We start from the raw sequence: 26854 nt of genomic DNA on the forward strand, positions 1-26854 counted from the left end.
GCCCCGATCCCCGCCACCACGGTCGTGGACCTGTTCGAGGCCCAGGTCGCCCGCACACCCGGCGCGACCGCCCTGACCACGGGCGAGGTGGACCTCACCTACGACGAGCTGGACGCCCGCGCCAACCAGGTGGCCAGGCACCTGATCGGCCGCGGCGTGGGCCCGGAGTCCGTCGTGGCCGTCGTCCTCGAACGCGGCGTCGACCTGGTGGTGTCGCTGCTCGGCGTGATCAAGGCGGGTGCCGCCTACCTGCCGATCGACCCGGCCTACCCCGCCGGCCGCATCGCGTACGTCATCGCCGACTCCGGCGCGGCCTGCGTGCTGACCGGCGAGGACATGCGCCCGCGCCTGCCCGAGTTCGAGATCGACGCTCGCGTCCCCGTCGTCATGGTCGATGCCCCGGAGGTGCGGGCGAGGCCCGGCACCAGGCCCGCCGTGGCGCTGCGGCCGCGACACCCCATGTGGGTGATCTACACCTCGGGTTCCACCGGCCGCCCCAAGGGTGTGCTCGTCGAGCACCACGCCATCGTCAACTTCCTGCTGTCGATGCAGGACTCGTTCGCGCTGACCCCCGATGACCGCCTGCTCGCGGTCAGCACCCACGGCTGCGACATGGCCGGGTTCGAGTTCTACCTGCCGCTGGTGACCGGCGCCCGCGTCGTCCTGGCCACCCAGGACCAGGTGCTCGACCCGTGGGCGCTGCGCGCGCTGATCCGCTCCACCGGCGCCACCATGGCCCACGCCACCCCGAGCCTCTGGCGCGGCCTGATCGCCGACGCCGGCGACCCGGTGGACTGGACGCGGATCCGCGCGATGATCGGCGCCGAGGCGCTGCCGCCCGATCTGGCCCACACCATGCTCGCCAGGACACCGGCCCTGACGAACCTGTACGGCCCCACCGAGACCACGGTCTGGTCCACCGCCAAGGAACTCGCCGGCCCCGGCCCCGACGTGTCGTCGATCGGCGTCCCCATCGCCAACACCCAGGTCTACGTCCTGGACGACACCCTCCAGCCGGTCGCGCCCGGGGTGCCGGGCGAGCTGTACATCGCCGGCGACGGCATGGCCCGCGGCTACCTCGGGCGCCCCTCCCTGACCTCGGCCCGTTTCGTGGCCTGCCCCTTCGGGCCGGATGGCGCGCGCATGTACCGCACGGGCGACGTGGTGCGCTGGACCGCCGCAGGCGAACTCCAGTACGTCGGCCGCTCCGACGACCAGGTCAAGATCCGCGGCTTCCGCGTCGAGCTGGGCGAGATCGAGGCGGTCCTGGCCGCGCACCCGCGCGTGACGCAGGCGGTGGCGCTCGTACGCGAGGACGTGCCCGGCGACCGGCGGCTGGTGGCCTACGTCGTCCCCGGCGGCGACACCGACGGGCTCGCCCAGGAGGTACGCGCCGCGGCCCAGGACCGCCTGCCCGGCTACATGGTCCCCGCGGCCGTCGTGGTGATCGACCGGCTGCCGCTGATGCCGAACGGCAAGCTCGACCGCAAAGCACTGCCCGCCCCCGGCGTCACCACCGAGGAACGCGTCACCCACTGGGACGTCACCTCGATCACGGCCGGCCTGTGCGAGGCGTTCGCCGAGGTGCTCGGCCTGGACAGCGTGGGCGTGGACGACGACTTCTTCGCCCTCGGCGGGCACTCCCTGCTGGCCGTCCGGCTCGTGGAGCGGCTGCGGCGGAGCGGCGTGACGATCGCGGTCCGCGACCTGTTCGTCGCCCCGACCGTCGCCGAGCTGATGAAGCGGATGACCCTGTCCTCGGTACGCGACGCGCTCGACGTCCTGCTGCCCATCCGCGTCGAAGGCGAGCGCGAGCCCTTCTTCTGCATCCACGCCGCCGGCGGCCTGAGCTGGTGCTACATGCCCCTGGCCCGCCACGCCCAGCCCGGTATCCCCCTGTACGGGGTGCAGGCCCGGGGCCTGGACGGCACCACGGAGTTCGCCGGATCCATCCGGGAGATGGCCGCCGACTACATCGAGCAGATCCGCTCGGTACAGCCGCACGGCCCGTACCACCTGCTCGGCTGGTCGTACGGCGGAGGCATCGCCCACGAGATCGCCGTCCAGCTCCGCACCGCCGGAGAGGAGGTCGCGGCCCTGGTCCTGCTCGACCAGTACCCGTGGGTGCCGGACCAGGACACCGGGGAGGAGGAGCACGGCGACGACCCCGACGCCGCGCTGGAGCGCCAGATGGACATCGTCCGCTGGCAGGCGGGCAACGGCTTCGGCGCGGCCACCGAGGAGGAGATCCGCACCTTCGCCCGTCTCCTGCGCAACCATCGCAAGCTGCGCCGCGGCTTCGAGCACGGCCGGTTCGACGGGGACGTGCTGCTGGTCGTCGCCGAGGAGGGCAGGCCGGACGAGACGCCCAGGCCCGAGCTCTGGCGGCCGTACGTGACGGGCGAGATCGCGGTCGCGAGCATCCCCTGCACCCACTACGAGATCGCCAAGCCCGACACCCTGGCCGAGGTCTGGTCCGCGGTGTCCGGCTGGTTGCGCCTGGACGGCTGACCACGCGAAAGAGCCCGCTCCCGGCCGGCCGGGAGCGGGCTCGAAACCTCGGGGGATCAGCCGTGCCGCTTCAGCTCGTGGAAGAACCCGGGCACCGTCATGAGGTCGCCGGACGCGCTCACCTCGTCGAAGACGTACCCGGCCACGGCGAGGTCGAGCACCCCGAGCCCGAACGGTGAGAACACGACGGGCCGCCCGGCCGGGGGAGTGACCCGGCCCTCCAGCACGTCGTACAGCGTGCCGTCGACGAACGACCGCCCGCCGGTACGCTGCTCGGCCAGGTGCGGCGACGTGCCGGCCTTCATGCAGTGCTCGACGTCGTCGAGGATGTTGCAGGACGACAGGATGATCTCCGGCGACAGGTCGCGCAGCGAGACGTGCAGCACCAGCGGGTTGTGCGCCAGCAGCCCGGGGTCGTGGATGTGCGGCTCACCCGCGACCGTGGCCAGCACGACCAGGTCCGACGCGGTGATCAGTGAGGCGGCGTCGTCGTGGATCGTGACCGGGCCCGCGCCGGCGCGCCCCAGGTAGGCTCCGAACCCGTCCGCGTGCTCGCGGTCCAGGTCGAACACGCCCACCTCGTCGAAGGACAGCCCGGCCGCCACCAGGTACGTGTGCACGTACCTGGCGATGAGGCCGGTGCCCACGAATCCGGCGCGCCGCGGCGTCACCCCGCGCGCGGCGGCCAGTGTCGTGGCCGCGAGCGCGGCGGAGGCGGCGGTACGCGCCGCGCTGATGATCGAGCTCTCCAGGCACGCCAGCGGATAACCGGTCGCGGTGTCGTTGAGGATGAGCACGGCCGAGGCGCGCGGGAGGCCGGCCGCCACGTTCTCCGGGAACGAGGAGATCCACTTGATGCCGTGCACGTCCACGGGCGCCCCGATCGACGCCGGCAGCGCGATGATCCGGGCGGACGGCCGGTCGGGGAAACGCAGGAAGTAGGAGTCCGGGTTGACCGTACGGCCCTCGCCGTGCAGCCGGTACGCCGCCTCCACCACCTCCACGACCTGCTTCTCCCTGCCGTGCAGGACACCGGCGACCTGCTGTCCGGAGACGACGGCGAACGACGGTACCTGAGTCAAAGTACGCTCCAATGCGGTCGGTCGGGCAAATGGAGAGGGCCGAAGTGCTCACGCAGCCAGCCCTCCTCGTAGATCGAGTCGAGGTAGCGCTCGCCGAGGTCCGGGGCGACGGCCAGCGCGACCGGCTCCTCACCCGGGTACTTCTCCTCCAGCCAGCGCGTCGCGCCGCTCACGACGGTCCCCGTCGAGCCGCCGAACAGGAATCCCCGCGCGGCCAGGTCGTGGCAGGCCCGGATCGTGTCGGTCTCCGGCACGTGCACCACGTCGTCCACCCAGGACTCGTCGACCAGCTCAGGCCGTACGCTCGTGCCCAGTCCCGGCACCATGCGGCGCTCCGGGACGCCGCCGAACGTCACCGAGCCCACCGCGTCGACCGCGACGATCGTGACCGGCGCGCGCCGCTCCTTGAAGTAGCGGGCGCAGCCCATCAGCGTGCCCGTGGTGCCCGCCCCGACGAACAACACCTCAAGGCCGGGGAAGTCGCGCTCGATCGCGGGCGCGGTGTGCCGGTAGTGGGCCTGCCAGTTGCCGGGGTTGGCGTACTGGTTGAGCCACACGTACCGGCTGCCGGAGGCGCACAGGTCGCGGACGTACCGGATACGGCTCTCGAGGTATCCGCCGTTGACGTCCTGCGTCTCGACCACGACGACCTCGGCGCCCAGCGAGCGCATGAGCCGCCGTGAGGCGGTGTTGCAGCGCGGGTCGGTCACACAGAGGAACCGGAGCCCCTTGTCGGCCGCGACCATCGCCAGCGCGATGCCCAGGTTGCCCGACGACGACTCCACCAGTACGGAGCCCGGCCCGAGCAGGCCGTCGCGCTCGGCGGCGGCCACCATTTCCGCAGCCGCCTTCAACTTGACCGACCCCGCGAAGTTGAACCCTTCGCATTTCAAATAGAGCGGCGCCCCGGTAACCGTCCGCAGGTCTATGAAAAGGTCTTCGACATTGAACTCTTGCGGAGCTTTGATGATTGGCACTTCGCCGAATCCCCCAGTGCGACGGGAATGGACACGACAGAAATAGGTCGGGGGGAGTCGAAACGAGTGGCCGGCTTTTGTCCCCGGCCATGCGCAACCTTGATCGTGGTAGCACGGATCACGATACTTGAGGAAATCTCGGCCCGGCAAGGTCGGCAATTTCCCCGCATTTACCGGAGCGTGCACATGACAATCGCGGACGGTCTGCTCGGCCTCGCCGAGCTGCCCCGGCTCCCCATCTCGCCGCAGGAGGTCGAGCGCGCCCGCGCCCTGGCGGCCCGCCGCCCCCACCCGGCAGACCTCGCCGACGCCGTGATCACCCTGGTGGAACGCGTCGCCGCCGGCGACGGGGACCGCCCCGCGGTGGCCGACGACGCCCGCCGCCTCACCTACGCCGAGCTCGCCGCCGAGGCGCGCCGCCTGGCCACGCTGCTGGAGCGGGAGGGCGCGGGTCCCGGCACGGTCGTCGCGGTGGGCGGGGAGCGAGGCGCCGCGGTCATCGCCGCGTTCCTGGCGATCGAGCTCATCGGCGCGGTGTACGTACCCGCCGACGGCACCTGGCCGGCCGCCCGCGTGGCGGAGGTGCTGACGCGGGCCGGCGCCGTCCTGCTCCTGGACACCGGCCGCGAGAGCGTGACGCCCGCGCTCGCCGAGGGGGCGCGCGGCGCCGGCGTGCGGCTCGTCCGCGCGGCCGAGGCCGCCGGGCTCCCGCGCTGGTCGGGCCCGGCCCGGCTCGACGGCCCCGACCAGCCGCGGTACATGCTGTTCACTTCCGGCTCGACCGGCCGGCCGAAGGGCGCGGTGGTCGAGCACCAGGGCATGCTCAACCACCTGCACGCCAAGGTCGTGGACCTGGACATGACCGCCAGCGACACCGTGGCGCAAACGGCGCCGCTCGGGTTCGACATCTCCATCTGGCAGATGCTCTGCCCGCTCGTCGTCGGTGGCCGGGTCCGGGTGGTCGGCGACGCGACGGCGTACGACTCGGTGGCGTTCGCCCGCCTCATCGGCGCGGAGGCCGTCACGATCGTCGAACTGGTCCCCACCATGGTCCGCCTCCTCCTCGACGACCTCGCCACCGCACTCACGACCGGCCCGCTCAGCGACACCGCGGCCACCCGTGAGACGGCCACCCCGGAGCCGGTCACCCCCGCGACGGGTCTGCTCGGCGGGCTGCGGTGGATGCTGGCCACTGGCGAGGAACTGCCCACCGAGGTGGCGCGCCGCTGGTTGCGCGAGATGCCGCACGCCGGGCTGGTCAACGCCTACGGCCCCACCGAGTGCTCCGACGACGTCACCCACCACACGGTCACGCCCGCCGACCTCGAACTGCTGCGCCTGCCGATCGGCACCCCCGTCATCAACACCGACCTGTACGTCCTGCGCCGCGACGACGACGGCTGGCACGCCTGCGAACCGGGCGAGACCGGCGAACTGTTCGTCGGCGGCGTCTGCGTCGGCCGCGGCTACGCCGGCGACCACGACCGAACCCGCGAGGCGTTCTTCCAGGACCCCTTCGCAGGCACCCCCACCGGCCGCCTCTACCGCACGGGCGACGCGGTCCGCGCCCTGCCGCGGGGCGCGCTGCAGTACCTGGGCCGCGTCGATCGCCAGGTCAAGATAGCGGGGGTCCGGATGGAGCTGGGCGAGATCGAGGCCGTGCTGCAGCGCCACCCCAGCGTCGGCGCCGTCGCGGTCGTGGTCCAGGACTTCGCCATCCTCCACCGGCACTGACCTGCCCGGACATCCGGCTGGACGGCCGGACACGCGAAAGGGCGGACGCCGGTCTCCGGCGCCCGCCCTTTCGGCACCTCAGCCCTCGGCCCACCCATGGTTCTTGGCGAACTGCAGCAGCCCGGCCCTGATCTGCACGATCTGGCCGCCGGTGAGCGACGGAGCCTCGCCGATCAGGATCTCCGTCACCTCCCTGAGGTACTCGTCCGCGTCGAGCACGTCGCACATAGGCTCGTCCTCGCCCACCGGCGGCGTGGTCGCCGCGGCGGGCGGCGGGGGAGCCGCCGCCACGGTCGCCGTGGCGTCCGCGCCGCCGGCCTGCCGTACCCGCCACGCTTTCGGCCCTCTGTCACCGTCCTCGACCTCGAACACCACCGCGAGCCCCGCCCGGACCTCGGACTCGGGCATCAGCATGTCGTTGACGTGCAGGAAGACGTCCTCGCCGCCGCTGTCGGGTGCGATGAACCCGTAACCCCTCGCCGCGTCGAACTTCACCACCCGACCAGATACCACCACTAACCCCCAAAACCCTCCCGGACCCGTGTCCGGGACATCGGTCCACAAGATAGATCGGTTCAGCTCCCGACGCGAGCGTCGCCCACCGGTCGCCGCTGGGCGAACTGCGTCCGATACAGGTCCGCGTACAGTCCACCGGCCAGCAGCAGCTCCTCGTGCGTGCCGCGTTCCCTGACCTGGCCGGCCTCCACGACCAGGATCTGGTCGGCGTTCCTGATCGTGGACAGCCGGTGTGCGATCACCAGCGACGTCCGCCCGGCCAGCGCCGTCTCCAGCGCCCGCTGGATCGCCGCCTCCGACTCCGAGTCGAGGTGCGCGGTCGCCTCGTCGAGCACGACGATCGGCGGAGCCTTGAGCAGCAACCTGGCCAGGGCGATCCGCTGCTTCTCGCCGCCGGACAGGCGGTGGCCGCGCTCGCCGACCACGGTGTCCAGTCCGTCCGGCAGGGCGCTGATCGTGTCCCAGATGAGCGCCGCCCGGCATGCCTCGATGAGTTCGCGCTCGCTCGCGCCGCGGCGGGCGTACTCGAGGTTGGCCCGCAGGGTGTCGTGGAACAGGTGGGCGTCCTGGGCGACCACGCCCACCGCCTCGCGCAGCGACCCCAGGGCCAGGTCGCGGACGTCCTGGCCGCCGACCCGCACGCTGCCTTCGGTGGCGTCGTAGAGGCGGGGGACGAGCTGGGTGATCGTGGTCTTGCCCGCACCCGACGGCCCGACCAGCGCGGTCAGCTTTCCCGCCGGGGCGTGGAAGCTCAGGTCACGCAGCGTCCACCGGTCGTCCGCCTGCTCCGGTACGCGGGCCGCGGCGGACTCCAGCGACGCCAGCGACATCTCGTCCGGCCCCGGGTAACGGAAACTGACCCGGTCGAAGACGACGTCCGGCGCCGCGGGGCCCGAATGGCCCGGCGCGCCCAGCTCCCGCGCGTCGGCGCGCTCGGTGATGTGCGGCTCCAGGTCGAGCACCTCCAGCACCCGGTCGAAGCTCACCAGGGCCGTCAGCGCCGTCACCTGCATCGAGGCCAGCAGGTTGATCGGCCCGTAGAGCCGCATCAGCAGCGCCACCATGGCCACCAGGGATCCGAGCTCGAGCGAGCCGCCGATGGTCAGAATGCCGCCGAGGCCGTACACGACGGCCGTGGTCAGGGCCGTCAGGACGGTGACGACGATGGCGAAGATCCGTCCGTACACGACGCGCAGAATGGAGATGTCGCGGACGCGCGCGGTCTTGCCCGCGAACGTGGCCAGGTCGTCCTCCGGGTGGCCGTACAGCTTGGACAGCAACGCCCCGGAGACGTTGAAGCGCTCGTGCATCATCGAGCTCATGTCGGCGTCCAGCTCCATCGACTCCCGCGCGAGCCGCTCCTGCCTCTTCGCGATCAGCCGGGCCGGCAGCAGGAAGAGCGGGATCATCACCAGCGCCGCGAGAGTGATCTGCCACGACAGGTACACCATCGCGACGAGGATGAGCACGAGTGTGAGCAGCGTCGACACCGACTGCGACAGCAGCGTCGTCAGGGCCTGCCTGGCGCCGATCACGTCGGTGTTGAGCCGGCTGACCAGCGCGCCGGTCTGCGTGCGGGTGAAGAACGCCAGCGGCTGGCGCTGGATGTGCGCGAACACCTTGGTCCGCAGGTCGTGTACCAGGCCCTCGCCGATCCAGCCCGAGCACCACGCCCCCAGGTACGCCGCCCCCGCCTCGACCAGCGACAACCCCGCCACCAGCAGGCACAGCCACACCACCGTGCCGGTGCGCTTGGGGAGGATCCCGTCATCGATGATCACCTTGAGGATGAGGGGGCCGGTGGCCGTGATGACCGCGACGGTGACGGTGGTCAGCAGCAGCAGGGCCAGGAACCCGCGGTAGCGCCGCGCGTACGGGAGGATCCGCCGCACCGTCCCGGGCTTCACCCGCTGCCGGGTGATCGATTCGTCGAACCGTAGTCCCGCCGGGCCGCTCTTTGTGCTCTTCGCCCCCAATGGGTACCTGCCTAGCTGTCGATGGGGATGGGATGGGGCCGGGCGGCGGTGCCGGGCGAACCCGGCCAACTGCGGCATCAGCGCAGTTGAACGGGGAACCGCCGAAGTTGACTGGCGCCCGGAGCCTGAGCTCATAGTTGGTCCCAGCGGGGCCGAGCGACGCATCACGCGGCCACCGAACGCCGGACCGGAGTCGTACGCACGTCCGTTCTCCGGCGCCACCCACATCCCGTACCCGAGAAAGGACGACGTGGTGACGAATCCGTTCGACGACCCGGATGCCCAGTACCTGGTCCTGGTCAACGACGAGGGCCAGCACTCCCTCTGGCCGATCTTCGTGACGGTCCCCGAAGGCTGGAAGACCGTGTTCGGGCAGGCCGGACGCCAGGAGTGTCTCGACTACATCGAGAAGTCGTGGACCGACATGCGTCCCAAGAGCCTGATCGAGGCGATGGAGAAGAAGTAACCCGTCCCGCGACGTCGCCGATCCACCCGTGGTGGTCGGCGACGTCGGCTTTTCCGGGAGGTCTTCGGCGTTCCCGTTCGTCATGGCCCGGGCCCGTTACTGGCCGACAGCCTTCCAGGGCAGTGACGGGTCCCGCTCGTCGAGCTCCTGCGCGAACTGATGCCAGGTGGCGGCGTACTGGCGGGCCAGCCTGACCACCACGTGCTCCCAGTGGGGTGGGACCGCGGCGATGAGCTCCGACCAGCTCTCCATCGCCACCGCGGTCTGCTTCAGCAGCCGCAGCAACTGGCGGCCCTCCTCCTTCAGGCGCAGCGAGGGGTCGCGCAGCAGCTTGTCCAGCACCAGGGAGGGCTCCGGCTGGGGGAACTGCGCCGTCGTGGCCTGCTCGGCGCGCCGCTGGCCGATCTGGTCGGGCATCGCAGCGTCCGGTACGGGCTCCACCACGCCATCGGCCGGCACGGTCATCGTGGGCGGCTCGTTCGACAACATGCGTCTGCGTACGTCGCTCGCCGTGGCCGGGGAGATCCCGGCGAGCCGTGCCACCTCCCGCAACGAGGCCTCGGGGTTGCGGGCGATGACCTCGGCCGCACGTAACCGGCCGCTGGCGCCGCTCAGTGGCCGGACCCTGCCGTCGCGGCCGATGCGGGCGTTCAACTGCGGCACCGAGTCAGTTGAACGACGGCGGATGGCGGCCACCGCCTTGGCGCCGAGCCCGGACGCCCGCGCGATGGCCCGGTCCGACATGTGCGGGTGCGAGGCGACGATGCGGATCGCGGCGGCCCGCCGGTCGGCCTGGGTGAGGGGGAGACCGTGGGCGATGTTCGCCTGCACGGCGTGCAGAAAGGCGTCCTCAGTGGTGCCGTCGAAGAACTCGACGTCGATGTTCTCCTGGCCGCGTACCAGAGCGGCGAGCAGGCGGTGCATTCCGTCGATCACGCGCCGGTCGGAGCGGCGGACGAGGATGGCGGGAAGGGGACCGTCGATCTCGGCCAGCCGCGCCACGTGCTCCTGGTCCTGCCCCGCCAGCCGGGGCGACTCACCGGGCATGAGCGTGGCGATGGGCACGCAGACGATCTGCGGTCCAAGATCGTGGGGAAGTGCGGTGAGTCCGGCGGAGCAGGTGCCCGTGGATTCCGGAACCGGGCCCACGCCGAATTCGTTCAACTGCAAATCTTTCACCCCGTTAACATGGCGCTCATTGCTAATTGTCCTCATAATTGCCCGCCGCAGGACGACCGTTTTTCCTCGCATGGTTTATCCAGCGAAGTCCCGGCATGGCGACGGGCACGGTCCGGCGCGATTTCGAAAGTGCTCAGGAGAACGAAAGAAGTGCCCGTTCCCGCACCAGGTGGCCGCCGCGCCCGATCCGCGTCATTCCACAGAATGCCATCGGCCGAGCAGGGAGGTGCGGGATGAGGTGGGCGTCCCTGCGGGCCGCCCAAGGGGGCCAGAAGTTCATGATTACTCATCATCCACAGGGGAGGTCACTATGCCAAGCCTTTGGAGTCATCTTCGTATGTCAAATCTGCCATTGCCCGATCGGGTCAGGTTAATTCTTTCTGGTAAGGACACTCCTCAGACGAGGGCGGGAAGCCTCGCGGGCCGGGGGGACGGCGAACCCCCTGTTCAGCCGCCGTGGGCCGCGCGCACCACCGGGGTGCGGCCTAGATACACGGTCATTGATCATTGATCTATCTCGCCTGGCCAAGCCCGCTACCTGCGGCTTCACCGGGATCGCGGCGGATGGGAACGCCGGCAGCCGCGCCCGGCGCCTTGGGTTGCCACGCACGGTGAGTATGTGCTCTCTCTGGGTTGCGTCGAATTTGGCGGCCCGTGGCGGGATGAACGGTTAGCGCGCTGCTGGGTGACGAGGTGGCCACGTTCGGTCGCGCCCGGTGGATGTGCGCGCTTGTACTCTTTTTATAGGGGCTGGTATTAGGTTCTCGTTCCATGTACTTGCGGTCGACTCCCCGGCGGAATAAGGACGGTTCCGTAGTTCGCTACCTGCAGTTGGCGCACAACGCGTGGGATCCGGCGACGAAGCGTTCGAAAGTGCAGGTCATCTACAACTTCGGCCGGGACGACGCCTCGAACCGGCAGGCGCTCATACGCCTGGCCGCCTCGGTTGTCAAGATCCTTGAGCCCGCCCAGCTCCTCGACGTGGCCGCCGACGGCCTGGAGTTCGTGGACTCGCGGCCGTTCGGCGCGGTGTGGGTGCTGGACGCGCTGTGGCGGCAACTGGAGCTCGACGGGACGTTCCGCCGGATGCGCAGGGACGGCGCGCTGGACCCCGAGGCGGAGCGGGTGCTGTTCGCCCTGGTCGCCAGCCGGGCTCTGGCGGGCTGGGCCGACCCGCCCACCGAGGTCGCGCGCTGGGTGACCGAGGACGTCTTCGTCGACGGGCTGCCCGCCACCACCGAGGACGCCTGCCAGAAGGTGACCGAGTGGCTGTGCGAGGTGTCCGGCCGGCTGCAGGAAGAGGTCTTCCATCGGGTGGCCGACCGCCTCGACCTCAAAGCCGACCTGCTGTTCTTCGAGTCCGCCCATGGCGGTCCGCAGCCGGGCCTCGGCCTGGACGGGGATCCCCCATGCAGCGGGCCGGAGGATTCTCCGTCCCTGGCCCCACCCTCGGGCTGCCACGAGGCCCACCAGACCGTGATCGGGCTGGCCGTCGCCCGTACCGGCATCCCGCTCAGGGTCTGGCGCTGGCCCGGCTGCACGGACGACGCGGCGATGATCCGCCAGGCCAAGGAGGACATGAAGGGCTGGACGCTGTCGCGGGTCATCCGGACGGCCGACCGCGGCTGCCCGATCGCCGCCGACCGGCACCCCCCGCGCACGGACGACGACCACCACTACATCGTCGGCGCGAAGCTGCGCTCGGGGTCGGCCGTGGCCGACGCCGCGCTGTCCCGCCAGGGCCGCTACCACCACGTGGCGGCGAACCTGCGGGTCAAGGAGGTCCACATCGCCGCGGACGAACGCTTCGTGATCTGCTGCGACGCCCGGACCGCCCAGCGTGACGCCGAAGTGCGCACCCGGCTGGTGGAGGAACTGTCCGCGCTGATCGACGACACCGACAGGCTGTCCCTCGCCGAACGCACCGACCTGCACATGGAGATCTCGGCCAATCCCCGGATGCGCCGCTACCTGCGCCTGACGCCCGGCAGGCTGCTGCGCATCGACGTCAAGGCTGTCAAGGCCGAGGAGAACCTCGACGGCAAGTACCTGGTCCGCACCACCGACCTCGAGCTGCCGGCCGAGGAGGTCGCGCTCGGCTACATGGGGCTGCTCGAGTGCGAACGCGGGTGGCGCGACCTGCTCGCCGGCCTGCGGCGGCTGCAGAGCCGGGGGGAGCCTGGAGAATGCGGGCACCTGCTGCTGACCTGGCTCAGCCTCCTTCTCGTCCGCATCGCCGAGAGCCGCACCGGGCTGCCGTGGTCAGCGTTGCGGCGCGAGTTCGACCGCATCAAGCTCGGCACGTTCGCCGCCTGCGCCGGCGTCCTGCGGCAGCGTACCGAGATCACCGAGGAGCAGTACGAGCTGCTCGCGGCCCTGGGCCTGGCCCCTCCGCCGCGGATCGTCCAGATCTCACCGCCGGACGGCTGAGGGCGGGCCCACCTGCCACGAGCCGCCCACCGGAGCGGATGGCGGGGGCGGCTCGTGACGAAGGGGGTTGACGGGACCCCTGCCTGCGCAAGAGGACGGGTGATGGAGTTGTGCACGTGCACGGTCTCGCGCGCCTGCACGCGTAGGGAAGGGGACGTCGTGCGCATGTGCGCGTTATCCCGTACACGCTCGACTGACTGTCTCTTTGCGGGCCCGCGCGTAGGAGCGTCGGAAAACTGGGCCGGGCCGGGCGGCCGGAGCATACCTTGGGCGGCCGTGACCAGCACCCACGCGGACCATCACGCCGGGTGCGACTCGTGCGTACGCATCTCGGCCGACGGCCGGGCAGCACGGACCGTCGCCGGTGCGTTCATCCCTGTCACCGCCTCGGGGGCCTGACTGCGCGCTATGTAAAAGATTCTATACATGAAGTCTGCTCTGCTTTACATTGGAGGCATGGCATCCGAAGAGAGAAGCGCGTGGGTCATGCTGGTGGTCTCGGTCTGCGGCTATGGGACGTACCTCGCGGTCATCCTTAGCCGGGCGCGCACCATCCCCCTGACCGAAGTGCCGTACGTGGCTCCGCTGTTATGGAGTGTCGGCGGCGCGATCGTGGGGTCGATTCTGCTGGTGATCGTGGTCAGCATGTTCGCGCCGCACGACGCCGGCAAGAAGGACCAGCGCGACAGGGAGATCTACCGGTACGGCGAGTACGCCGGCCAGTCGTTCCTCGTCGCCGGCGCCATCGCGGCCCTCCTGATGGCGATGGCCGAGCTGGACCACTTCTGGATCGCCAACACGCTCTACCTGGCGTTCGTCCTGCAGGCCGTGCTCAGCTCGATCGTCAAGATCGTCTCCTACCGGCGGGGGATCCCGTCATGGTGAAGCCCACGAAGGTCACGAACTCGATCCGCGCACTGCGATTCGCGCACGGCGAGATGACACAGGCGGATCTGGCCGACCGGGTGGGGGTGACCAGGCAGACCATCATCGCCATCGAACAGGGCCGCTACTCGCCATCCCTCGAGATGGCCTTTCAGATCGCGCACGTGTTCGGCGTGCCGCTCGACGACGTGTTCCAGTATCCACACGGTGAACAGGAGAAGTGACGTGAAAGCCGTCATTCGCGACGCGTACGGTCCGGCCGATGTCCTGCGGCTGGGAGAGGTGAGGAAACCGGTGCCCGGCGATGACGACGTGTTGTTACGCGTCCACGCGGCCGGCGTCGACATGGGCGTCTGGCATCTCTTGGAGGGGGTGCCGTACCTCATGCGCCCCGCCATCGGCTTCCGCAAGCCCAAGAATCCCCTGATCGGCAACGACATCGCGGGGGAGGTCGAGGCCGTAGGCGCCAACGTCACCAGGTTCAAGCTCGGCGACCGCGTGTTCGGCACATGCGACGGCGCCTTCGCCGAGTTCGTGCGCACGCCGCAGGACCGGCTCGTCGCGGTGCCGGAGAAGCTCACGTTCGAGCAGGCAGCGGCGCTGCCGACGTCCGGGATGACCGCGCTGACGGCGCTGCGTGACGCAGGGAAGGTGCGTTCCGGGCAGCGGGTGCTGGTCATCGGCGCCGGTGGGGGCGTGGGGACCTTCGCGGTTCAGCTGGCCAAGGCTTTCGGTGCCGAAGTCACCGGCGTGTGCAGCACGTCCAAGGTGGAGCTCGTCCGGTCGATCGGCGCGGACGACATCGTGGACTACACGGTCGAGGACTTCGCGGACGGCAAGCGCCGCTACGACCTCATCGTCGACATGGCGAGCAACCGCTCGCTGTCCCACTTGCGGCGGGCACTCACCCCGCGCGGTACGTTCGTCATCGTCGGCGGCGAGGAGGGCGGCCGGTGGCTGGCGGGAATGGACCGGCTGCTCCGTGCGGTCCTGCTGGGCCCGTTCGTCCGCCACCGGCCGCGGGTCGTCTTCGCCTTCCCCAAGCTGGAACTGCTTGAGACGCTGGCCGAGCTCGCGGAGCAGGGCAAGGTCACGCCGGTTGTGAGCAAGACGTTCCCGTTGAGGCAGACACCCGAGGCCGTCCGTGAGCTCGCGAAGGGCCACGCGCGCGGGAAGATGGTCATAACCGTCAGATGACGTTCACGTGCGAGAGCCTCCGGGAGCGGTGGCCAATCGTCCATCGCGCGTTATGCGCACGCACTCTTCTGCCTCGGCCACGGCGACGAACGCCGCGTCCTAAGCCGTCAGGCCGGCGGCGTACATCACGGCCACCTTCGACACCGGCCACCAGCCGGAGGCCAAGCTTCTGAACCGCTCCGGATCTGATGGAGGCTCTGGTGTGTCCCGGGTTGAGTCCGGCGCTGGCTGCAGCTTGTGGTCTGTTGCCGACCATGGACCACACTATGGCCAGGGTGACGGTGGTGGCTTCTGCGAGCGAAGGACTGGGGTCAGGGCTCGCGTGTCCGAGTGGAGGGCTTGGGCGCACAGCGTGAGCGTTTCCGCGAGTGTCGTGCGGTCCGGGTCGTCGATCTCGGCGAGCATGACGGCTTCGATGCTGTCGAGGGAGCGGTCGCATCCCCGGAGGGTGTTCAGGCCTTTCGGAGTAAGGCGGGTGCGCAGAGCGCGGCCGCCACGGGGGTGCGGGTCGCGGCGGATCAGGCCGCGTTGTTCGAGATCGCGGATGACCAGGTTCATCGCCTGCGGGGTGACGAAGGCGATGCGGGCCAGGTCGGCCGAGGACGGGGCGTCGCGCAGGCGCAGCTCGCTGAGCGCCATGTATTCGGTGGTCGTCATGCCGTGCCGGGCGAGCGCTTCATCCAGGCAGGCGCGAATGCGGCGTTCCAGCCGGAACACCAGGTAGCTCACACGGGGCGGCGGTGCGTCCGGAGCAGCGGCCGCGGGGACACCCGGATCGGTCACCAGGAGAGGATATCGCGCCCCGTCAGAACGGGCCCCAATGTAAGTTTCGCACCCCGTTATCAAGGACCTTGATAGCAAGTTACTTGATAACCAGGGGAAACAGCTCTATGCCAGGTGAACCGGCGGACACGCGCACCAAGCGGGCATTGACCGTGAATTGTGGCCCTTTTATTGTCCAGCGACCGATGTCAATACGCGGCGGACCGATCCGCGGCGCGCCGCGGATATGGAGAGGAGGAGCGCGAATGAGACGATTGACCACGGTGCTGGTCAGTGCCTGCGCCGCGGCGCTCTTTGCCGTCATGACCGTGATACTCGGATCGCCGGCCGCCGCCGCCACCCTGGTGGAGGTGACCAGCTTCGGCAGCAACCCGGGCAACATGCGGATGCACGTCTATGTGCCGGACTCGCATCCGGCCTCGCCGGCGATCGTGGTGGCGATGCATGGCTGCGGCGGCTCCGGTCCCGGCTTCTACCAGAGCAGTGAGTTCGCCTCGCTGGCGGATCGATATGGCTTCATCGTCATCTACCCGACCGCCACCCAGTCGGCAGGGTTCGGCAACTGCTTCGACACCTGGTCGGACGCGGCCAAGCAGCGCGGCGGCGGCAGCGATCCGGTCTCGATCGTCTCAATGATCGATTATGTCGAGCGGACCTATCAGGGAGATCCGAACCGGGTCTACGCCACTGGAAGCTCGTCCGGCGGCATGATGACCCAGCACATGCTCGCCGTCTACCCGGACGTGTTCAAGGCAGGGGCTTCCTTCATGGGTGTGCCCTTCACCTGCTTCGCCGGCGCCTCCGACTACCCGCCCGGAAGCAGCAGGTGCACTGGCGGGAGCATGGACCGAACACCCCAGCAGTGGGGCGATGCGGTCCGCCAGGCGTACCCGGGATACTCCGGCCCCCGCCCGCGCATGCAGCTGTGGCACGGCACCAGCGACACCCTCGTGCCCTACTCGCTGCTGCGAGAGTCGATCGAGCAGTGGACCAACGTGTTCGGGCTGAGCCAGACGCCGACCAGCACCGACACCCCGCAGGCAAACTGGAACCGCAGCCGGTACGCCAATCCGTCCGGCACCGTGCAGGTGGAGGCGTACAGCATCCAGGGCGCCGGGCATGCTCTTCCGCAGAGTGGTATGGCCCTCTACGCCATCGAGTTCTTCGGCTTGACCACCAGTCCGACCGACACCACGCCGCCGACCACGCCAGGCACCCCGGTCGCGTCCAACGTGACCGCCGCCAGTGCCACGCTGACCTGGACCGCGTCCACCGACCAGGGCGGCTCCGGCTTGGCCGGCTACAACGTCTACCGGGAGCAGGGCGCCACCGACCCGCAGCTTGGCCAGTCCACCACCACCTCGATCACCCTGACCGGGCTGAGTGCCAACACCCAATACCAGGTGTACGTACGGGCGCGTGACGGCGCGGGCAACCTGTCGGGCAACTCCGCGCCGGCCACCTTCACCACGGCCGCCACCGGAGGCGACACCACGCCGCCGACCGCCCCGGCCGGGCTCACCGCATCGGGCACCACCGCGACCGGCACCAGCCTGACCTGGACGGCCTCCGCTGACGACACCGGTGTGACCGGCTATGACATCCTGCGCGCTCCCGGCGCGACGGGCGGCACGTTCACCCAGGTCGGCACCTCGGCCACGACCTCGTTCACCGACACGGGCCTGACTGCGAACACCACCTACCGCTACCAGGTCCGGGCGCGCGATGCCGCCGGCAACGTCTCACCGGTCTCCAGCACCGTTCAGATCACCACTCAGGGAGGCACGACCGGTGCCTGCTCGGCCACCCCGACCGTGCAGTCCCAGTGGGGGAACGGGTACGTGATCCAGCCGCTGACCATCACCAACACCAGCACCTCGACGATCACCAGCTGGACCGTCACCTTCACCCTGCCGGCCGGCCACACCCTGACCGGCTCGTGGAACGCCACCATCAGCACCAGCGGCCAGACCGTCACGGTCAGAAGTGTCAGCCACAACGGCACGCTCGCGCCGGGAGCCAGCACCGCCAGCTTCGGCTTCCAAGCGAGCAGGCCCAACGGCAACACCGCCCTGCCGTCCGGTTACACCTGCGCCTGACCGTCAGCGCGCATTCTTGATCACGGCCCGTCATCGACAGGTGGGACCGGGCCGTGATCAAGGGATCCGCGCCGGCGGGAGAACCGGCTGCGTACCGCCATCGTGCTGTGGCAGGGCCGGCGACCGCCCGGTAGCAGGCTGGTGGTCTCGTCTGGAAACGGGCGGGGTCGAAGCCCAGCGTCACAGGCCCTTCCATGGGGGAGCCGCCAAGCCTCACGAAAGCGAGCAGATGCTGGCCGTCGCCAAGGCCCATGGCGCGTCGGTGGCCAGGCTCGGTTGGCCTGGACGCTGCGGCAGGGCCCGCACGTCCTGGGGATCAACTGGAGGCCGATGTCGCCGCCGGGTCCGGCTCACGAACGAGGAGATCGACCTGCTCAACGCCCTCTCATGCTGACTGATGACCATCCGGGGTCTCAACGAAACTCCGCGAAAACGTACGCCAGAGAGCCCCACACCGGCCTGAAAGTCCGGCGCTGGCCCATGTTGAAGACCTCCATGGCCCGAACGGCATCCTGCTGCGCCACTACTGGCCGGCCGAGCAGCCACAGCCGCTGGTGGTGTTCGCGCACGGCGGTGCCTTGGTCATCTCTGGCCTCGACACCCACGATCGCACCGTGCCCGCGCGTAGCCGAGTCCTGCCAGGGCAAGGTGCTGGTCAGCGGGGCTCGTCCCGGGCGGTCCAGCCTTGCTTGGTGATGAGCCTGGACAGCGCCGCGAGTGCCGAAAATCACGTCCGACGGTCTCCCTGGGCGGCTCGTCGAGGTCAGTGTGGATCGCCTCGCCTCGACCGCGACCTTGCCGTCGTGAGCAGTTGCGCCATGCGGACGCTCCGCGGGCCGGCGAAGTCGAGACGGCGGGCCACGCCCCGCTCGAAGACGCTCCGGCAGACTGATCGGCGAGGAAGTCCGACTGCTTGTGGTTGTCGCCCTCCAGAGCCAGTCGGTCGCCGGAGCACAGCAGCGCCTGGAGAGCGTCGCCGATCCGCCCGGCATCCGGTACCCGCCCAGAGACGTACGGCCGGACCGGTGGCGAGCGGGATGGGTTCGGCCGGGTCCTCGTCGACGAGTGCGCGCAGGCTCAGTGCCGCGACGGCCCGTGCTGCCGGGACGACCGGTCCGCGCGGTGTTGGCTGCCATGCCTGGCGGCCCCTCCGGCGAGCTTGTCGCATTCGGCGCTGGGGCAGCGTACGAGGTCGCCGTCCCGGACGTACAGCCGGTTCTCCTCGTAGCTCAGCTCGCCTGCTGCCAGCAGCCGGTAGAAGGTCTGCCGGGTGCCACCCGACCTGACCTTGTTGTAGAAGGGCGTGGAGCGCGCATCACCGGTGGGCTGGTCGTAGCGGAAGTCGCCCGCTAGAGTTCTGCCGAGCCTGGTCAGGCAGGTGGCGTAGCCGATCTTCGCCGAGATGGGCTTCATCGCGAATCCGGCCATCAGGCCGTAATCCTCATAGCGGTAGAGCTGCGCGCCTCCGGCATTCTTCACCCGGGCCCTGCACCGCTTGACAGAGGGCACGGCAGAGGTGGCCTCACGCATGAACGACCGGGATGGCTTGGCATCGCCCTGGCGACGGTATGTGAAGCCGGTGACTTTCGAGGGTTTGGTGGTGTCGGTGCACTGCGGTGAGAGGTTGAGCGCCGGCTCCGAGCCCGCATCGCCGATCATGCGCTGCGAGATGCTTTCCCTCGTATTCACCAGCACGAGGTGATACTCGCGGCCTTCGACGCTGGCGGAGCGGTCCGCTCTGATGTCGACTGGCTTGCCGCCGGCCTGGACGAAGTGGCCGACCCAGTCGACGCGCGAGGTCCCGCATCCGTCCGTGGCGGCTGCCGCGGAGGCGGTTGCCGGCCCGGCTGCTGCGAAGGTCGCGGCGAACGGCACGGCGGCCAGGGCAGTGGTAAGGCGACGCTGCACGGCAATTCCACCTCTGAGAGTTATTGCATGACTACTTAAAGTATGAGGATGGCCGGAAGGCGAAGCAGCTCCCGCCGGGCGTGTCACGTCCGTCCGTCGCCGTCGCAGCGAGTAATATTTCTTTTTCTCCTTACGGAGTTTCCGCCGTGACACTTCTGAGCTTTGCCGGCAACGAGGTCGTTGTTGAAGGAAAGTTCTCCATGGGGCGCCTAGCCTGTCCGGTGCTAAAACCCTTCGTGAGGCTGACCTGGGGTTCCGCGCGTCGTTAAGCGGCTCTATAGCACTCACGGATCAGACCGCAGACAGCGTTTCGTCGCTGTATTCGAGCCGCGAGATCGACCGTCCCGGCCGGATCGTGAAGGGGTCGGCGCAGTGACGCTGGCTGATGCGGACGGTGCTGGTTGTACGCCTCTCGTACCCGGCCAGGATCTAGATGCCGCTCACCAAGGACCAGAAGGTGGTCGAGGCATTCGCGCCGGAGCGTGCCGATGAGTTGCTTGCCCCCGCGTTCGCCCGCGGGGAGCGCGGCGGAATCTTCAGGACGGGTACGCCCGCGCCGACGAGCACCTCGTCAAATGCTCTGCCGAACTTTGCGCCTGCCGATAATCACATCCGCCCAGGTCATAACTCTGCGAGGGCTTCACGTGGCGTACTCGAACTCCGGTCACCCGGGAGACGGAAGCGGGTGTAGCAGGATGATCCGCTGTGCTCCTTCGCCTGGCCTACTTGACCGTCACGAACGCCTTCGCAGCGCTTCGGCTGCTGCCCATGAGCGATCGAGACAAGGCGTGGAGATTCTCGCCCTGCGGCACCGGATCACCGTCCTTGAACGCCAACTCGGAGCCGACACCAGATTGCGCTGCTTGAGCAGCAGGAAACCGCAGTTCCACTCGCGTAGGGTGTCATCCAGGTTCTCGACCCGCAGATGCGCCATCTCGGGCTTGTCCGCCCGCATCATGGCCCGCAGCCCCGCAAGGAGGAAACGCTGGTCGTCGAGGCTGTCAGGCTCCCTCACCTGCCGCCTCCCCATCTCGACCGCCGCGTGGATCAGCAGATCAGCTCGTCGCGCGTCGTCGAGCCGGTCCTCCTCGGCGACGCCCTCCCACAGCCACTCGGCGTCCGACGGCGGCAGGTAGTACAGGCCGTCGCCCCACCGCGGCTTGGGTGACCCAGGCGATAAGGAACCTCGTCATGGACCTGGAGGACGCGAGCTGCCGGGCACGCTTCCTGATCCGAGACCGTGACGGCACGTTCCCCGCACGCATAGACGAGATCCTCGCCGAAGCCGGGATCCAGACCTGCAAACCTGCCGCCGCGAACTCCTGGACCGCTGCCTGCTCTGGAACGAACGCCACCTACGCCACGCCCTGGGCGAGTACGAACGCTTCTACAACGAGCATCGCGCTCATCAAGCCCTCGACCAGGCGCCTCCACTCCGGGCCGTCCCTGACCCGATCCCCGAACCGGCGCGCATCATCGACCTGAACATCTGCCGACACGACCGGCTCGGCGGAGTCATCCACGAATACTCACACGCCGCTTGAACTGCACGGACGTAATTGTCGGCAGGCACACAGCCCAGCAGGAGGCCGATATCCACCTGCTGGGCTGTCCTGTCCGCCATGGCCGTCCTGAGTGAGCGCCTAGTCCAGATCCCAGCCCGGGCCCGGATCGGTGCTGTTGCCCCAGGGGGTGCAGTCCCACGCAGTGGTCTTGACGCAGCCGCGGAAATAGCGGCCCTCGGTGCCCTCGTTGACCGCCCGTGACGTGACCGAGTCGTACCCGCCGCCAACGGTGGCGTGGCAGTTCTTCACCTCACCCTTGTAGGTCCAGTCCAGGGAGACGGTGTCGCCGGCACTGAGCTGGTCACCCCACACCCAGTAGATCCAGCCGTATTGGTTGGTGAGCTTGCGGTACAGGTGGACCCAGCCGTAGCCGCTCGGGCCCGACCTCTTGGCCACCCAGTCGTTGGTTCCGGGGAAGCTGTAGGGCCACAGGTTGCGCCCGCATGACAGATCGGAGGCCTGCGCGTCGGCCGCAGAGGCCAAGGTGGCCATGGCTGTTACCAGGACGACTAGAACGCGTTTGACTCTCATGAAACCTCCGTGGGGTCCGGTGCACTCAGCAATCGTTGATCGGGAGAGGGGCAGCCCGCATCGGAGGCGACGCTGATCTTCGGTTCTGCTTTCCAACGGATTGACAAGCGCCGGCGCAGAGGTGATCAAGCGTGCGACGCCTGAGGAGGTCCCACCGATCCGTCGGAACGCGTAGCGAAGGCCGGCTTCGCGGCTGATGTGATCAATGCGGTGAGCGCCTAGCATGCGCAGGTGCCCGCACGTTTGGTAGTCCTGGCTCGTCGGCATGCGCAGCTGGTGGACGTGGTCGTCGCGCTGGGGTTGACCGTCGCGTCGTGGATCTTGCCCCTCATCGAGCCGCAGCCTCCGGATCGGCTGCCCGATGCGCTCGGCCTGGGCTTCAGCGCGCTGGTCAACCTGCCGCTGATCTGGCGCCGGCGCATGCCGGTGACGGTGCTGCTGGTCTCCTGCGCCGCCGCCATGGCCTACCACGAGCTGGGCTACCACTACGGGCAGAACAACATGGGGCCGCTGCTGGCCCTGTATTCGGTGGTCGTGCATCGCTCGCCGTGGGCGGCGCTGCCGGGCGGCGCCCTGGTGTTGATCGAGTGGACGCACGCCAACTCGTGGCTGCCCGCCGCCTTCTGGTCGGCCCTGATCAACGCGACGTTCGTGGTGGGCTGGATGTTGATCTTCGCCAGCGGCATGCGGCTGCTGGCCAAACGCAACCAGCAGTTGGCGGATCTGACCGAGCGGCTACGGATCGAGCAGGAGGCCACCGCCGCCCGGGCGGTGGTTGAGGAACGGGTGCGCATCGCCCGTGAGGTCCACGACGTCGTGGCCCACCACGTCAGCGCCATGGTGATCCAGGCTGACGGCGCCGCCGCCGCGCTGCTGGATGCCGACCTGCACGAGGTCGACGGCGCCATCGGCGCGATCGGTCGGGCCGGTCGGGCAGCCCTGGCCGAGCTGCGTCTCGTCGTGGGGATGCTGCGGGAGGCCCCGACGGCGCCACAACCCGGCATCGAGGCGATCGGACCCCTGGTGGAACGGACGCCTCTGCAGGCTCGCCTGCGGATCGACGGACCGGCCCGCCAGGTGACGCCGGCGCTGGGGTTGGCGGCCTACCGGATTGTGCAGGAAGCTTTGACCAACACCATCAAGCACGCGGGAAAGGGAGCCACGGCCGAGGTGACTCTTCGCTACGCCACCGACGGGCTGCACATCCGGATCCGCGACGACGGCGCCGGCCGCGCAGCCGTACGAACCCGGACCTCGCCGCCGGAAACGGCCGGCCATGGCCTGGTCAACATCAGCGAACGGGCGGCCATGTTCGGCGGGACCAGCCATGCCGCCCCCTTAGAGAGAAGCGGGTTCCAGGTTGATGCGATACTGCCGTGGACGTAGCACATGACGGTCGCTATCCGCGTCCTGCTGGTCGACGATCAGGAACTGGTCCGCACGGGCATCCAGCTGGTGCTGCGCCGTGAACCGGACATCACCGTGGTCGGTGAGGCCGGCGACGGCGGGCAGGCGCTGAAGGTCCTGGCCGAAGTCGAGACCGACGTGGTCGTCATGGACGTCCGCATGCCGGGCATGGATGGCCTGGAGGCCACCGCCCGGATCTGCGCCGAGAACGGGCCGAAGGTCCTGGTGCTGACCACCTTCGACCTCGACGACTACGTGTTCGGCGCACTGAAGGCCGGCGCCAGCGGATTCCTGCTGAAGGACGTCGGACCCCAAGCCTTCGTCGAGGCGATCAAGCTCGTGCACCGCGGCGAATCGGTCCTCGCGCCGTCGGCGACCCGGCTGCTGATCTCCCACTTCGTTTCCCACCGCCCGCGACGATGCGCCGATGTCGCCCTTCAGCGGGCTGAGCTGCTGAGCCGCCGCGAACGTGAAGTTTTGGCCATGATCGCCGCAGGGCTGTCCAACGCCGAGATCGCGGCTCGAATGTTCGTCTCTGATGGGACCGTCCGCACTCACGTCAGCCACATCCTGGCCAAACTTGAGCTGCGTGATCGCGTGCAGGCCGTCATCTTCGCCTACGAGAACGGGCTGATCGAGCCCACCTGACCACACGACCGCGAGGGACTCGCCGAAGCCGGCATCCCGACTTCTGCAACCAGTACCGAGGCCGCCAAGCTCTGTATCGGGCAGCCCTGCTGCTGCGTTCTGCCCCGGACTCGATCATAGGCTCCGGGCGAATCATCGACCTCGACGTACGCCGACGAGACCGGCTTGGCGGCGTCCGCCGCGAGTACTCACATGCCGCTTGACCTGGACGGATGGAATTATCGGCAGGCGCAGGGCTGGCATCGCCATGTCACCTTGGTCAGCGCCGCGCACCTGCTCCGCACCGAGCTGCGCCTGAGCCACCCCAAAGCAGCAGGGGTGGCCTGACCCTCTACACGATCCCAAAGAGCTGCAGATCACGCTGGCGATCTGGTCCGGCCGTTGCCCAACCTGCCAACAACGACCACCCGACACCTAACAAAAGCACTACGGTACTAGGATATAAGCCGCAATCTACTCAAATAAAACGCGCTCTGAAGTCCCGGAATTCGGCGAGGACATCGAACCCGGCCAGACCGACCCGGCCCAGACCTTCTGGGTCAACTCCGGGCACCTCACGCTGGTGCACCCGTCGGCCGTCCACGTAGAAGGTATAGGTCGAGCCCTTCCTGGTCACCTTGAGCGTGTGGAAGTCATCGGGGTCGAAGCCGAACGGCCATGGGATGCGCTCCCAGCTGAACACACCCTTCTCCATCACCAGGACGGTGAGCTGGCCGCCTGCGGTGAGCGGTTCGACGTAGTAGCCGATGTCGTTACCCGGCTCCGTGTTGGAGAACAGCAAGCCGTACTTCGGGGTCTTGTCCCGGCGGCCGTAGTCGAGCAAGCGCGCGCGGACCGAGAGCGTGAAGCTGGTGCTCATCGGCCGCTTCGTCCACATCAGGAACCCCCAGCCGGGGCCTGTGGGTCCTTCGGGGTATCGGGTCAACTTGGCGCTGCGTGGGCCGGTGATGTCCCACTCTGACACGTCACCCTTCGTATCCCAGCGTGCAGACACTGCAGGGCGTCGTGTGAGGGTTGTCGTCGGGGTGGGGGTTGGAGTGGTGGCCGACGAAGGGGTCGGGCTTGTGCTCGGAGTGGCCTTCCGGGCGGAGGCCGGCGGGGTCGTGCCGGTTGGCGTGGCAGGAGCCGGCGAGGCTGAGGCTGGCAGGCCGAGCGTGGTGGTGGCCGCTGGGTCTGCGACTGCGGGCGGGCTGGTTAAGGGCGGGGGCCACAGGATGTAGGCCGCACTCACCGTCACTGCCACCCCCGCCGCCACCGCCACCGCCACAGGCCGTCCCCATTTGGAGGTACGGCGGGCAGCATGGTCTCGTCTAGGCGCCGCCGGTGTGGTGCCACGGCGAGAAACCCCGGGTTTGCCGTGATGCTCGCCAGGGCCGCTGTCCCTGTGAGGTTCACTGGGCACGCTGTCCCGGCGAGCCTCACCAGGTCCGTTGTCCCTGTGAGAGTTGTTGCCGGGCACGCTGTCCCGGGGAGGCGTCACGGGTGCGGCGGCTGGGGAGCCATCCATCAGCGCGTGCCAGGCCGTCTGGGCGTCAGGGCGCAGCGCGGGATCCTTCTGAAAACACGCCGTCAGCACGTCATGCAGCGGCTCACCGATGGCCCGAAGGTCAGGCTCGATGTTGAGCACCCGATGCATGACCGCAGGGATGGAGTCGAGGCCGAAGGCGGGCGAACCGGTGGCGGCATAGACCATCGTCCCGGCCCACGAGAACAGATCCGAGGCGGGCCCGATCTGCTCGGCCTGAATCTGCTCGGGCGACATGTAGCCGGGCGAGCCCACCACCCTGCTGGTGGTAACGGAGGAGGCGTCCATCGCCCTGGCGATGCCGAAGTCGATCACCCTGGGCCCGTCAGCGGCCAGCAACACGTTGGAAGGCTTGAAATCGCGGTGCACGATGCCCGCCCGGTGGATGGAGATCAGCGCGGTCATGGTCGCCACCGCGAGCCGTACCAGATCGTCGCCGGTCAAGGGGCCACGCGTGCGTACGGCCTGCTGGAGGGAGACGCCCTCGACCAGTTCGGAGACGATGTACGGCACGGCGCCCGCGAATCCGACGTCGAGCACGCGTGCCGTACAGAACTGGGCCACCCGGCGGGCCAGCTCGACCTCACGCTGGAAGCGCTGTACGGCGGCGGTGTCACCGGCGAAGCGGGCGTGCAGGACCTTGGCCGCGATGGCGGTGCCGTCGGGTGCCCGCCCGGCGAAGACGGCGCCCTGGCCGCCCTCACCGAGGAAACCGAGAAGCATGTAGGGGCCCAGCGCTGTCGGATCCCCCTGGCGCAGTGGCTGCATGAAGGGGATCTTAGAGTGCGGTTCGAGCCTATGGCCGTTATGTCGTAGTTTGATCGTGTGGATTTGTAGCGTCGGGCAACGGCATCCTTGTGGCGTCGCACCACAAGCCACACCGCGACGGCAAAAGCCGCAGGCCAAGCGACAGCCTCTGCCAAGCCTGCGACCGCTTCGATCAACTTCGCCCAGTCCGCCATGGCCTGAGCATCGCGGCGCTAACAGCCGCACGGAAGGCCAGTGCCCAGACCGTGACTAACTAGATGCCGCCACCGCGGAGCGGATTCCGATGTCGGTTTGACTAAAAATTGGCCGATTGCACTGTGTCCTAACTCGGCCTTTCTGGCCGGTATTTCAATAAGTGACAGGGATGATTCGCTCGCCAGATCGGGGCGTTTGATGGTGGCCGTACAGTCCAGCCACTTCGCCGCCTCCTCATGCTGTGCCTTTCACACCAACTGGGCCCGCCGCCATGCGATCAGCGCGGGGCCATTCTGCGTGAGGCCGGGTTTTCCGACCGAGGCAGGCAACCGGACGTCCCGGGCTCGGGTGTGTCCAGTTTTCGGTGTATCTCAATTTGCTTTAGTTAGCGGGTGGTCGGGGTCAGGCGGCCTTCGAAGGTGATGGCGAAGGCGTTCAGAGCGGCCTTCCAGCGGGTGATCCAGCGTTTGCG

The 26854-nt window shown here is 68.9% G+C and carries 23 protein-coding genes; 12 read left to right on the forward strand and 11 right to left on the reverse strand.

The features are described 5' to 3' along the window. On the forward strand, positions 1-2511 hold a 2511-nt coding region (locus tag ETD85_RS38820; RefSeq protein WP_138694819.1), incomplete at its 5' end, for an amino acid adenylation domain-containing protein. A 56-nt stretch (positions 2512-2567) separates the two neighbouring features. Here ETD85_RS38820 and sbnB read toward each other — a convergent pair. Together sbnB and sbnA are read right to left on the reverse strand one after the other, a co-directional pair. Then, positions 2568-3593 carry a 2,3-diaminopropionate biosynthesis protein SbnB gene (gene sbnB / locus ETD85_RS38825; RefSeq protein WP_138694820.1) on the reverse strand — a complete coding sequence of 342 codons (1026 nt, stop codon included), beginning with the start codon at positions 3591-3593 and terminating at the stop codon, positions 2568-2570. Further along, on the reverse strand, positions 3590-4570 hold the full coding sequence (sbnA, locus tag ETD85_RS38830; RefSeq protein WP_138694821.1) for a 2,3-diaminopropionate biosynthesis protein SbnA: 981 nt from the start codon (positions 4568-4570) through the stop codon (positions 3590-3592). The genes sbnB and sbnA overlap by 4 nt, the downstream gene beginning before the upstream one ends. A 186-nt stretch (positions 4571-4756) precedes the next feature. Here sbnA and ETD85_RS38835 point away from each other — a divergent pair, with 186 nt between their 5' ends. Beyond that, complete coding sequence (locus ETD85_RS38835; protein ID WP_138694822.1) at positions 4757-6304, forward strand: amino acid adenylation domain-containing protein; 1548 nt, start codon at positions 4757-4759, stop codon at positions 6302-6304. A gap of 78 nt (positions 6305-6382) precedes the next feature. On the opposite strand, the gene ETD85_RS38840 is transcribed toward ETD85_RS38835, so the two are convergent. Further along, positions 6383-6799, reverse strand: a complete 417-nt coding sequence (locus ETD85_RS38840) for a cold-shock protein (protein WP_240779708.1) — start codon at positions 6797-6799, stop codon at positions 6383-6385. 80 nt (positions 6800-6879) lie between these two features. Further along, a complete protein-coding gene (locus ETD85_RS38845; RefSeq protein WP_240779709.1) occupies positions 6880-8727 on the reverse strand; it encodes an ABC transporter ATP-binding protein in 1848 nt (615 codons plus the stop codon). 322 nt (positions 8728-9049) lie between these two features. Between ETD85_RS38845 and ETD85_RS38850 the strand changes: the two genes are divergently transcribed. Beyond that, positions 9050-9262, forward strand: coding sequence for an MbtH family protein (locus ETD85_RS38850; RefSeq protein ID WP_138694824.1), 213 nt, complete (start codon positions 9050-9052; stop codon positions 9260-9262). Between the two features lie 96 nt (positions 9263-9358). On the opposite strand, the gene ETD85_RS38855 is transcribed toward ETD85_RS38850, so the two are convergent. Beyond that, positions 9359-10426 (reverse strand): ParB/RepB/Spo0J family partition protein, encoded by a 1068-nt coding sequence (locus tag ETD85_RS38855; RefSeq protein ID WP_206059137.1) that lies wholly within the window; start codon positions 10424-10426, stop codon positions 9359-9361. 786 nt (positions 10427-11212) lie between these two features. Here ETD85_RS38855 and ETD85_RS38860 point away from each other — a divergent pair. The 4 genes from ETD85_RS38860 to ETD85_RS38875 all read left to right on the forward strand — a co-directional run bounded on the left by ETD85_RS38860 (position 11213) and on the right by ETD85_RS38875 (position 14953). Next, positions 11213-12871: an IS1634 family transposase gene (locus ETD85_RS38860; protein ID WP_420847282.1), complete on the forward strand. Its 1659-nt coding sequence runs from the start codon at positions 11213-11215 to the stop codon at positions 12869-12871. A gap of 456 nt (positions 12872-13327) precedes the next feature. Further along, entirely contained in the window at positions 13328-13756 is a 429-nt protein-coding gene (locus tag ETD85_RS38865) for a hypothetical protein (protein ID WP_138694827.1), read from the forward strand. Next, positions 13750-13980: a helix-turn-helix transcriptional regulator gene (locus ETD85_RS38870; RefSeq protein WP_138694828.1), complete on the forward strand. Its 231-nt coding sequence runs from the start codon at positions 13750-13752 to the stop codon at positions 13978-13980. The genes ETD85_RS38865 and ETD85_RS38870 overlap by 7 nt, the downstream gene beginning before the upstream one ends. A 1-nt stretch (position 13981) precedes the next feature. After that, positions 13982-14953, forward strand: coding sequence for an NAD(P)-dependent alcohol dehydrogenase (locus ETD85_RS38875; RefSeq protein ID WP_138694829.1), 972 nt, complete (start codon positions 13982-13984; stop codon positions 14951-14953). A gap of 264 nt (positions 14954-15217) precedes the next feature. Here ETD85_RS38875 and ETD85_RS38880 read toward each other — a convergent pair whose 3' ends face one another. Then, positions 15218-15736 carry a MarR family winged helix-turn-helix transcriptional regulator gene (locus tag ETD85_RS38880; RefSeq protein ID WP_240779710.1) on the reverse strand — a complete coding sequence of 173 codons (519 nt, stop codon included), beginning with the start codon at positions 15734-15736 and terminating at the stop codon, positions 15218-15220. A 245-nt stretch (positions 15737-15981) separates the two neighbouring features. Here ETD85_RS38880 and ETD85_RS38885 point away from each other — a divergent pair, with 245 nt between their 5' ends. Then, positions 15982-17835 carry an extracellular catalytic domain type 1 short-chain-length polyhydroxyalkanoate depolymerase gene (locus ETD85_RS38885; RefSeq protein ID WP_138694830.1) on the forward strand — a complete coding sequence of 618 codons (1854 nt, stop codon included), beginning with the start codon at positions 15982-15984 and terminating at the stop codon, positions 17833-17835. Between the two features lie 413 nt (positions 17836-18248). On the opposite strand, the gene ETD85_RS38890 is transcribed toward ETD85_RS38885, so the two are convergent. The 3 genes from ETD85_RS38890 to ETD85_RS64925 all read right to left on the reverse strand — a co-directional run bounded on the left by ETD85_RS38890 (position 18249) and on the right by ETD85_RS64925 (position 20758). Further along, positions 18249-18440 (reverse strand): hypothetical protein, encoded by a 192-nt coding sequence (locus ETD85_RS38890; RefSeq protein ID WP_138694831.1) that lies wholly within the window; start codon positions 18438-18440, stop codon positions 18249-18251. A gap of 472 nt (positions 18441-18912) precedes the next feature. Next, positions 18913-19743, reverse strand: a complete 831-nt coding sequence (locus tag ETD85_RS38900) for a hypothetical protein (RefSeq protein WP_138694832.1) — start codon at positions 19741-19743, stop codon at positions 18913-18915. A 733-nt stretch (positions 19744-20476) separates the two neighbouring features. Beyond that, complete coding sequence (locus ETD85_RS64925; RefSeq protein ID WP_206059138.1) at positions 20477-20758, reverse strand: hypothetical protein; 282 nt, start codon at positions 20756-20758, stop codon at positions 20477-20479. A gap of 176 nt (positions 20759-20934) precedes the next feature. Here ETD85_RS64925 and ETD85_RS64930 point away from each other — a divergent pair, with 176 nt between their 5' ends. Continuing rightward, positions 20935-21228 carry a hypothetical protein gene (locus ETD85_RS64930; RefSeq protein WP_206059139.1) on the forward strand — a complete coding sequence of 98 codons (294 nt, stop codon included), beginning with the start codon at positions 20935-20937 and terminating at the stop codon, positions 21226-21228. A 158-nt stretch (positions 21229-21386) separates the two neighbouring features. On the opposite strand, the gene ETD85_RS38920 is transcribed toward ETD85_RS64930, so the two are convergent. Then, positions 21387-21839, reverse strand: coding sequence for a hypothetical protein (locus tag ETD85_RS38920; RefSeq protein ID WP_138694833.1), 453 nt, complete (start codon positions 21837-21839; stop codon positions 21387-21389). A 231-nt stretch (positions 21840-22070) separates the two neighbouring features. On the opposite strand from ETD85_RS38920, the gene ETD85_RS38925 reads away from it, so the two are divergent. From ETD85_RS38925 to ETD85_RS67025, 3 genes are all read left to right on the forward strand, one after another. Then, positions 22071-23225: a sensor histidine kinase gene (locus tag ETD85_RS38925; protein WP_138694834.1), complete on the forward strand. Its 1155-nt coding sequence runs from the start codon at positions 22071-22073 to the stop codon at positions 23223-23225. A 3-nt stretch (positions 23226-23228) separates the two neighbouring features. Next, positions 23229-23894: a response regulator gene (locus tag ETD85_RS38930; protein ID WP_138694835.1), complete on the forward strand. Its 666-nt coding sequence runs from the start codon at positions 23229-23231 to the stop codon at positions 23892-23894. A gap of 192 nt (positions 23895-24086) precedes the next feature. Further along, on the forward strand, positions 24087-24221 hold the full coding sequence (locus ETD85_RS67025; RefSeq protein ID WP_276617308.1) for a hypothetical protein: 135 nt from the start codon (positions 24087-24089) through the stop codon (positions 24219-24221). A gap of 130 nt (positions 24222-24351) precedes the next feature. Here ETD85_RS67025 and ETD85_RS38935 read toward each other — a convergent pair whose 3' ends face one another. Then, on the reverse strand, positions 24352-26187 hold the full coding sequence (locus ETD85_RS38935) for a protein kinase domain-containing protein (RefSeq protein ID WP_138694836.1): 1836 nt from the start codon (positions 26185-26187) through the stop codon (positions 24352-24354). Positions 26188-26854 lie beyond the last annotated feature (667 nt).

The organism is Nonomuraea zeae (assembly GCF_005889725.1).
Lineage (GTDB): Bacteria > Actinomycetota > Actinomycetes > Streptosporangiales > Streptosporangiaceae > Nonomuraea > Nonomuraea zeae.

Excerpts from the sequence above, each read along its gene's own strand:
- ETD85_RS38835 (WP_138694822.1), top strand. The coding sequence starts at position 4,757 with ATGACAATCGCGGACGGTCTGCTCGGCCTCGCCGAGCTGCCCCGGCTC.
- ETD85_RS38860 (WP_420847282.1), top strand. The coding sequence starts at position 11,213 with ATGTACTTGCGGTCGACTCCCCGGCGGAATAAGGACGGTTCCGTAGTT.
- ETD85_RS38865 (WP_138694827.1), top strand. The coding sequence starts at position 13,328 with ATGGCATCCGAAGAGAGAAGCGCGTGGGTCATGCTGGTGGTCTCGGTC.
- ETD85_RS38870 (WP_138694828.1), top strand. The coding sequence starts at position 13,750 with ATGGTGAAGCCCACGAAGGTCACGAACTCGATCCGCGCACTGCGATTC.
- ETD85_RS38885 (WP_138694830.1), top strand. The coding sequence starts at position 15,982 with ATGAGACGATTGACCACGGTGCTGGTCAGTGCCTGCGCCGCGGCGCTC.
- ETD85_RS64930 (WP_206059139.1), top strand. The coding sequence starts at position 20,935 with ATGGACCTGGAGGACGCGAGCTGCCGGGCACGCTTCCTGATCCGAGAC.
- ETD85_RS38920 (WP_138694833.1), bottom strand. The coding sequence starts at position 21,839 with ATGAGAGTCAAACGCGTTCTAGTCGTCCTGGTAACAGCCATGGCCACC.
- ETD85_RS38930 (WP_138694835.1), top strand. The coding sequence starts at position 23,229 with ATGACGGTCGCTATCCGCGTCCTGCTGGTCGACGATCAGGAACTGGTC.
- ETD85_RS67025 (WP_276617308.1), top strand. The coding sequence starts at position 24,087 with ATGCCGCTTGACCTGGACGGATGGAATTATCGGCAGGCGCAGGGCTGG.
- ETD85_RS38935 (WP_138694836.1), bottom strand. The coding sequence starts at position 26,187 with ATGCAGCCACTGCGCCAGGGGGATCCGACAGCGCTGGGCCCCTACATG.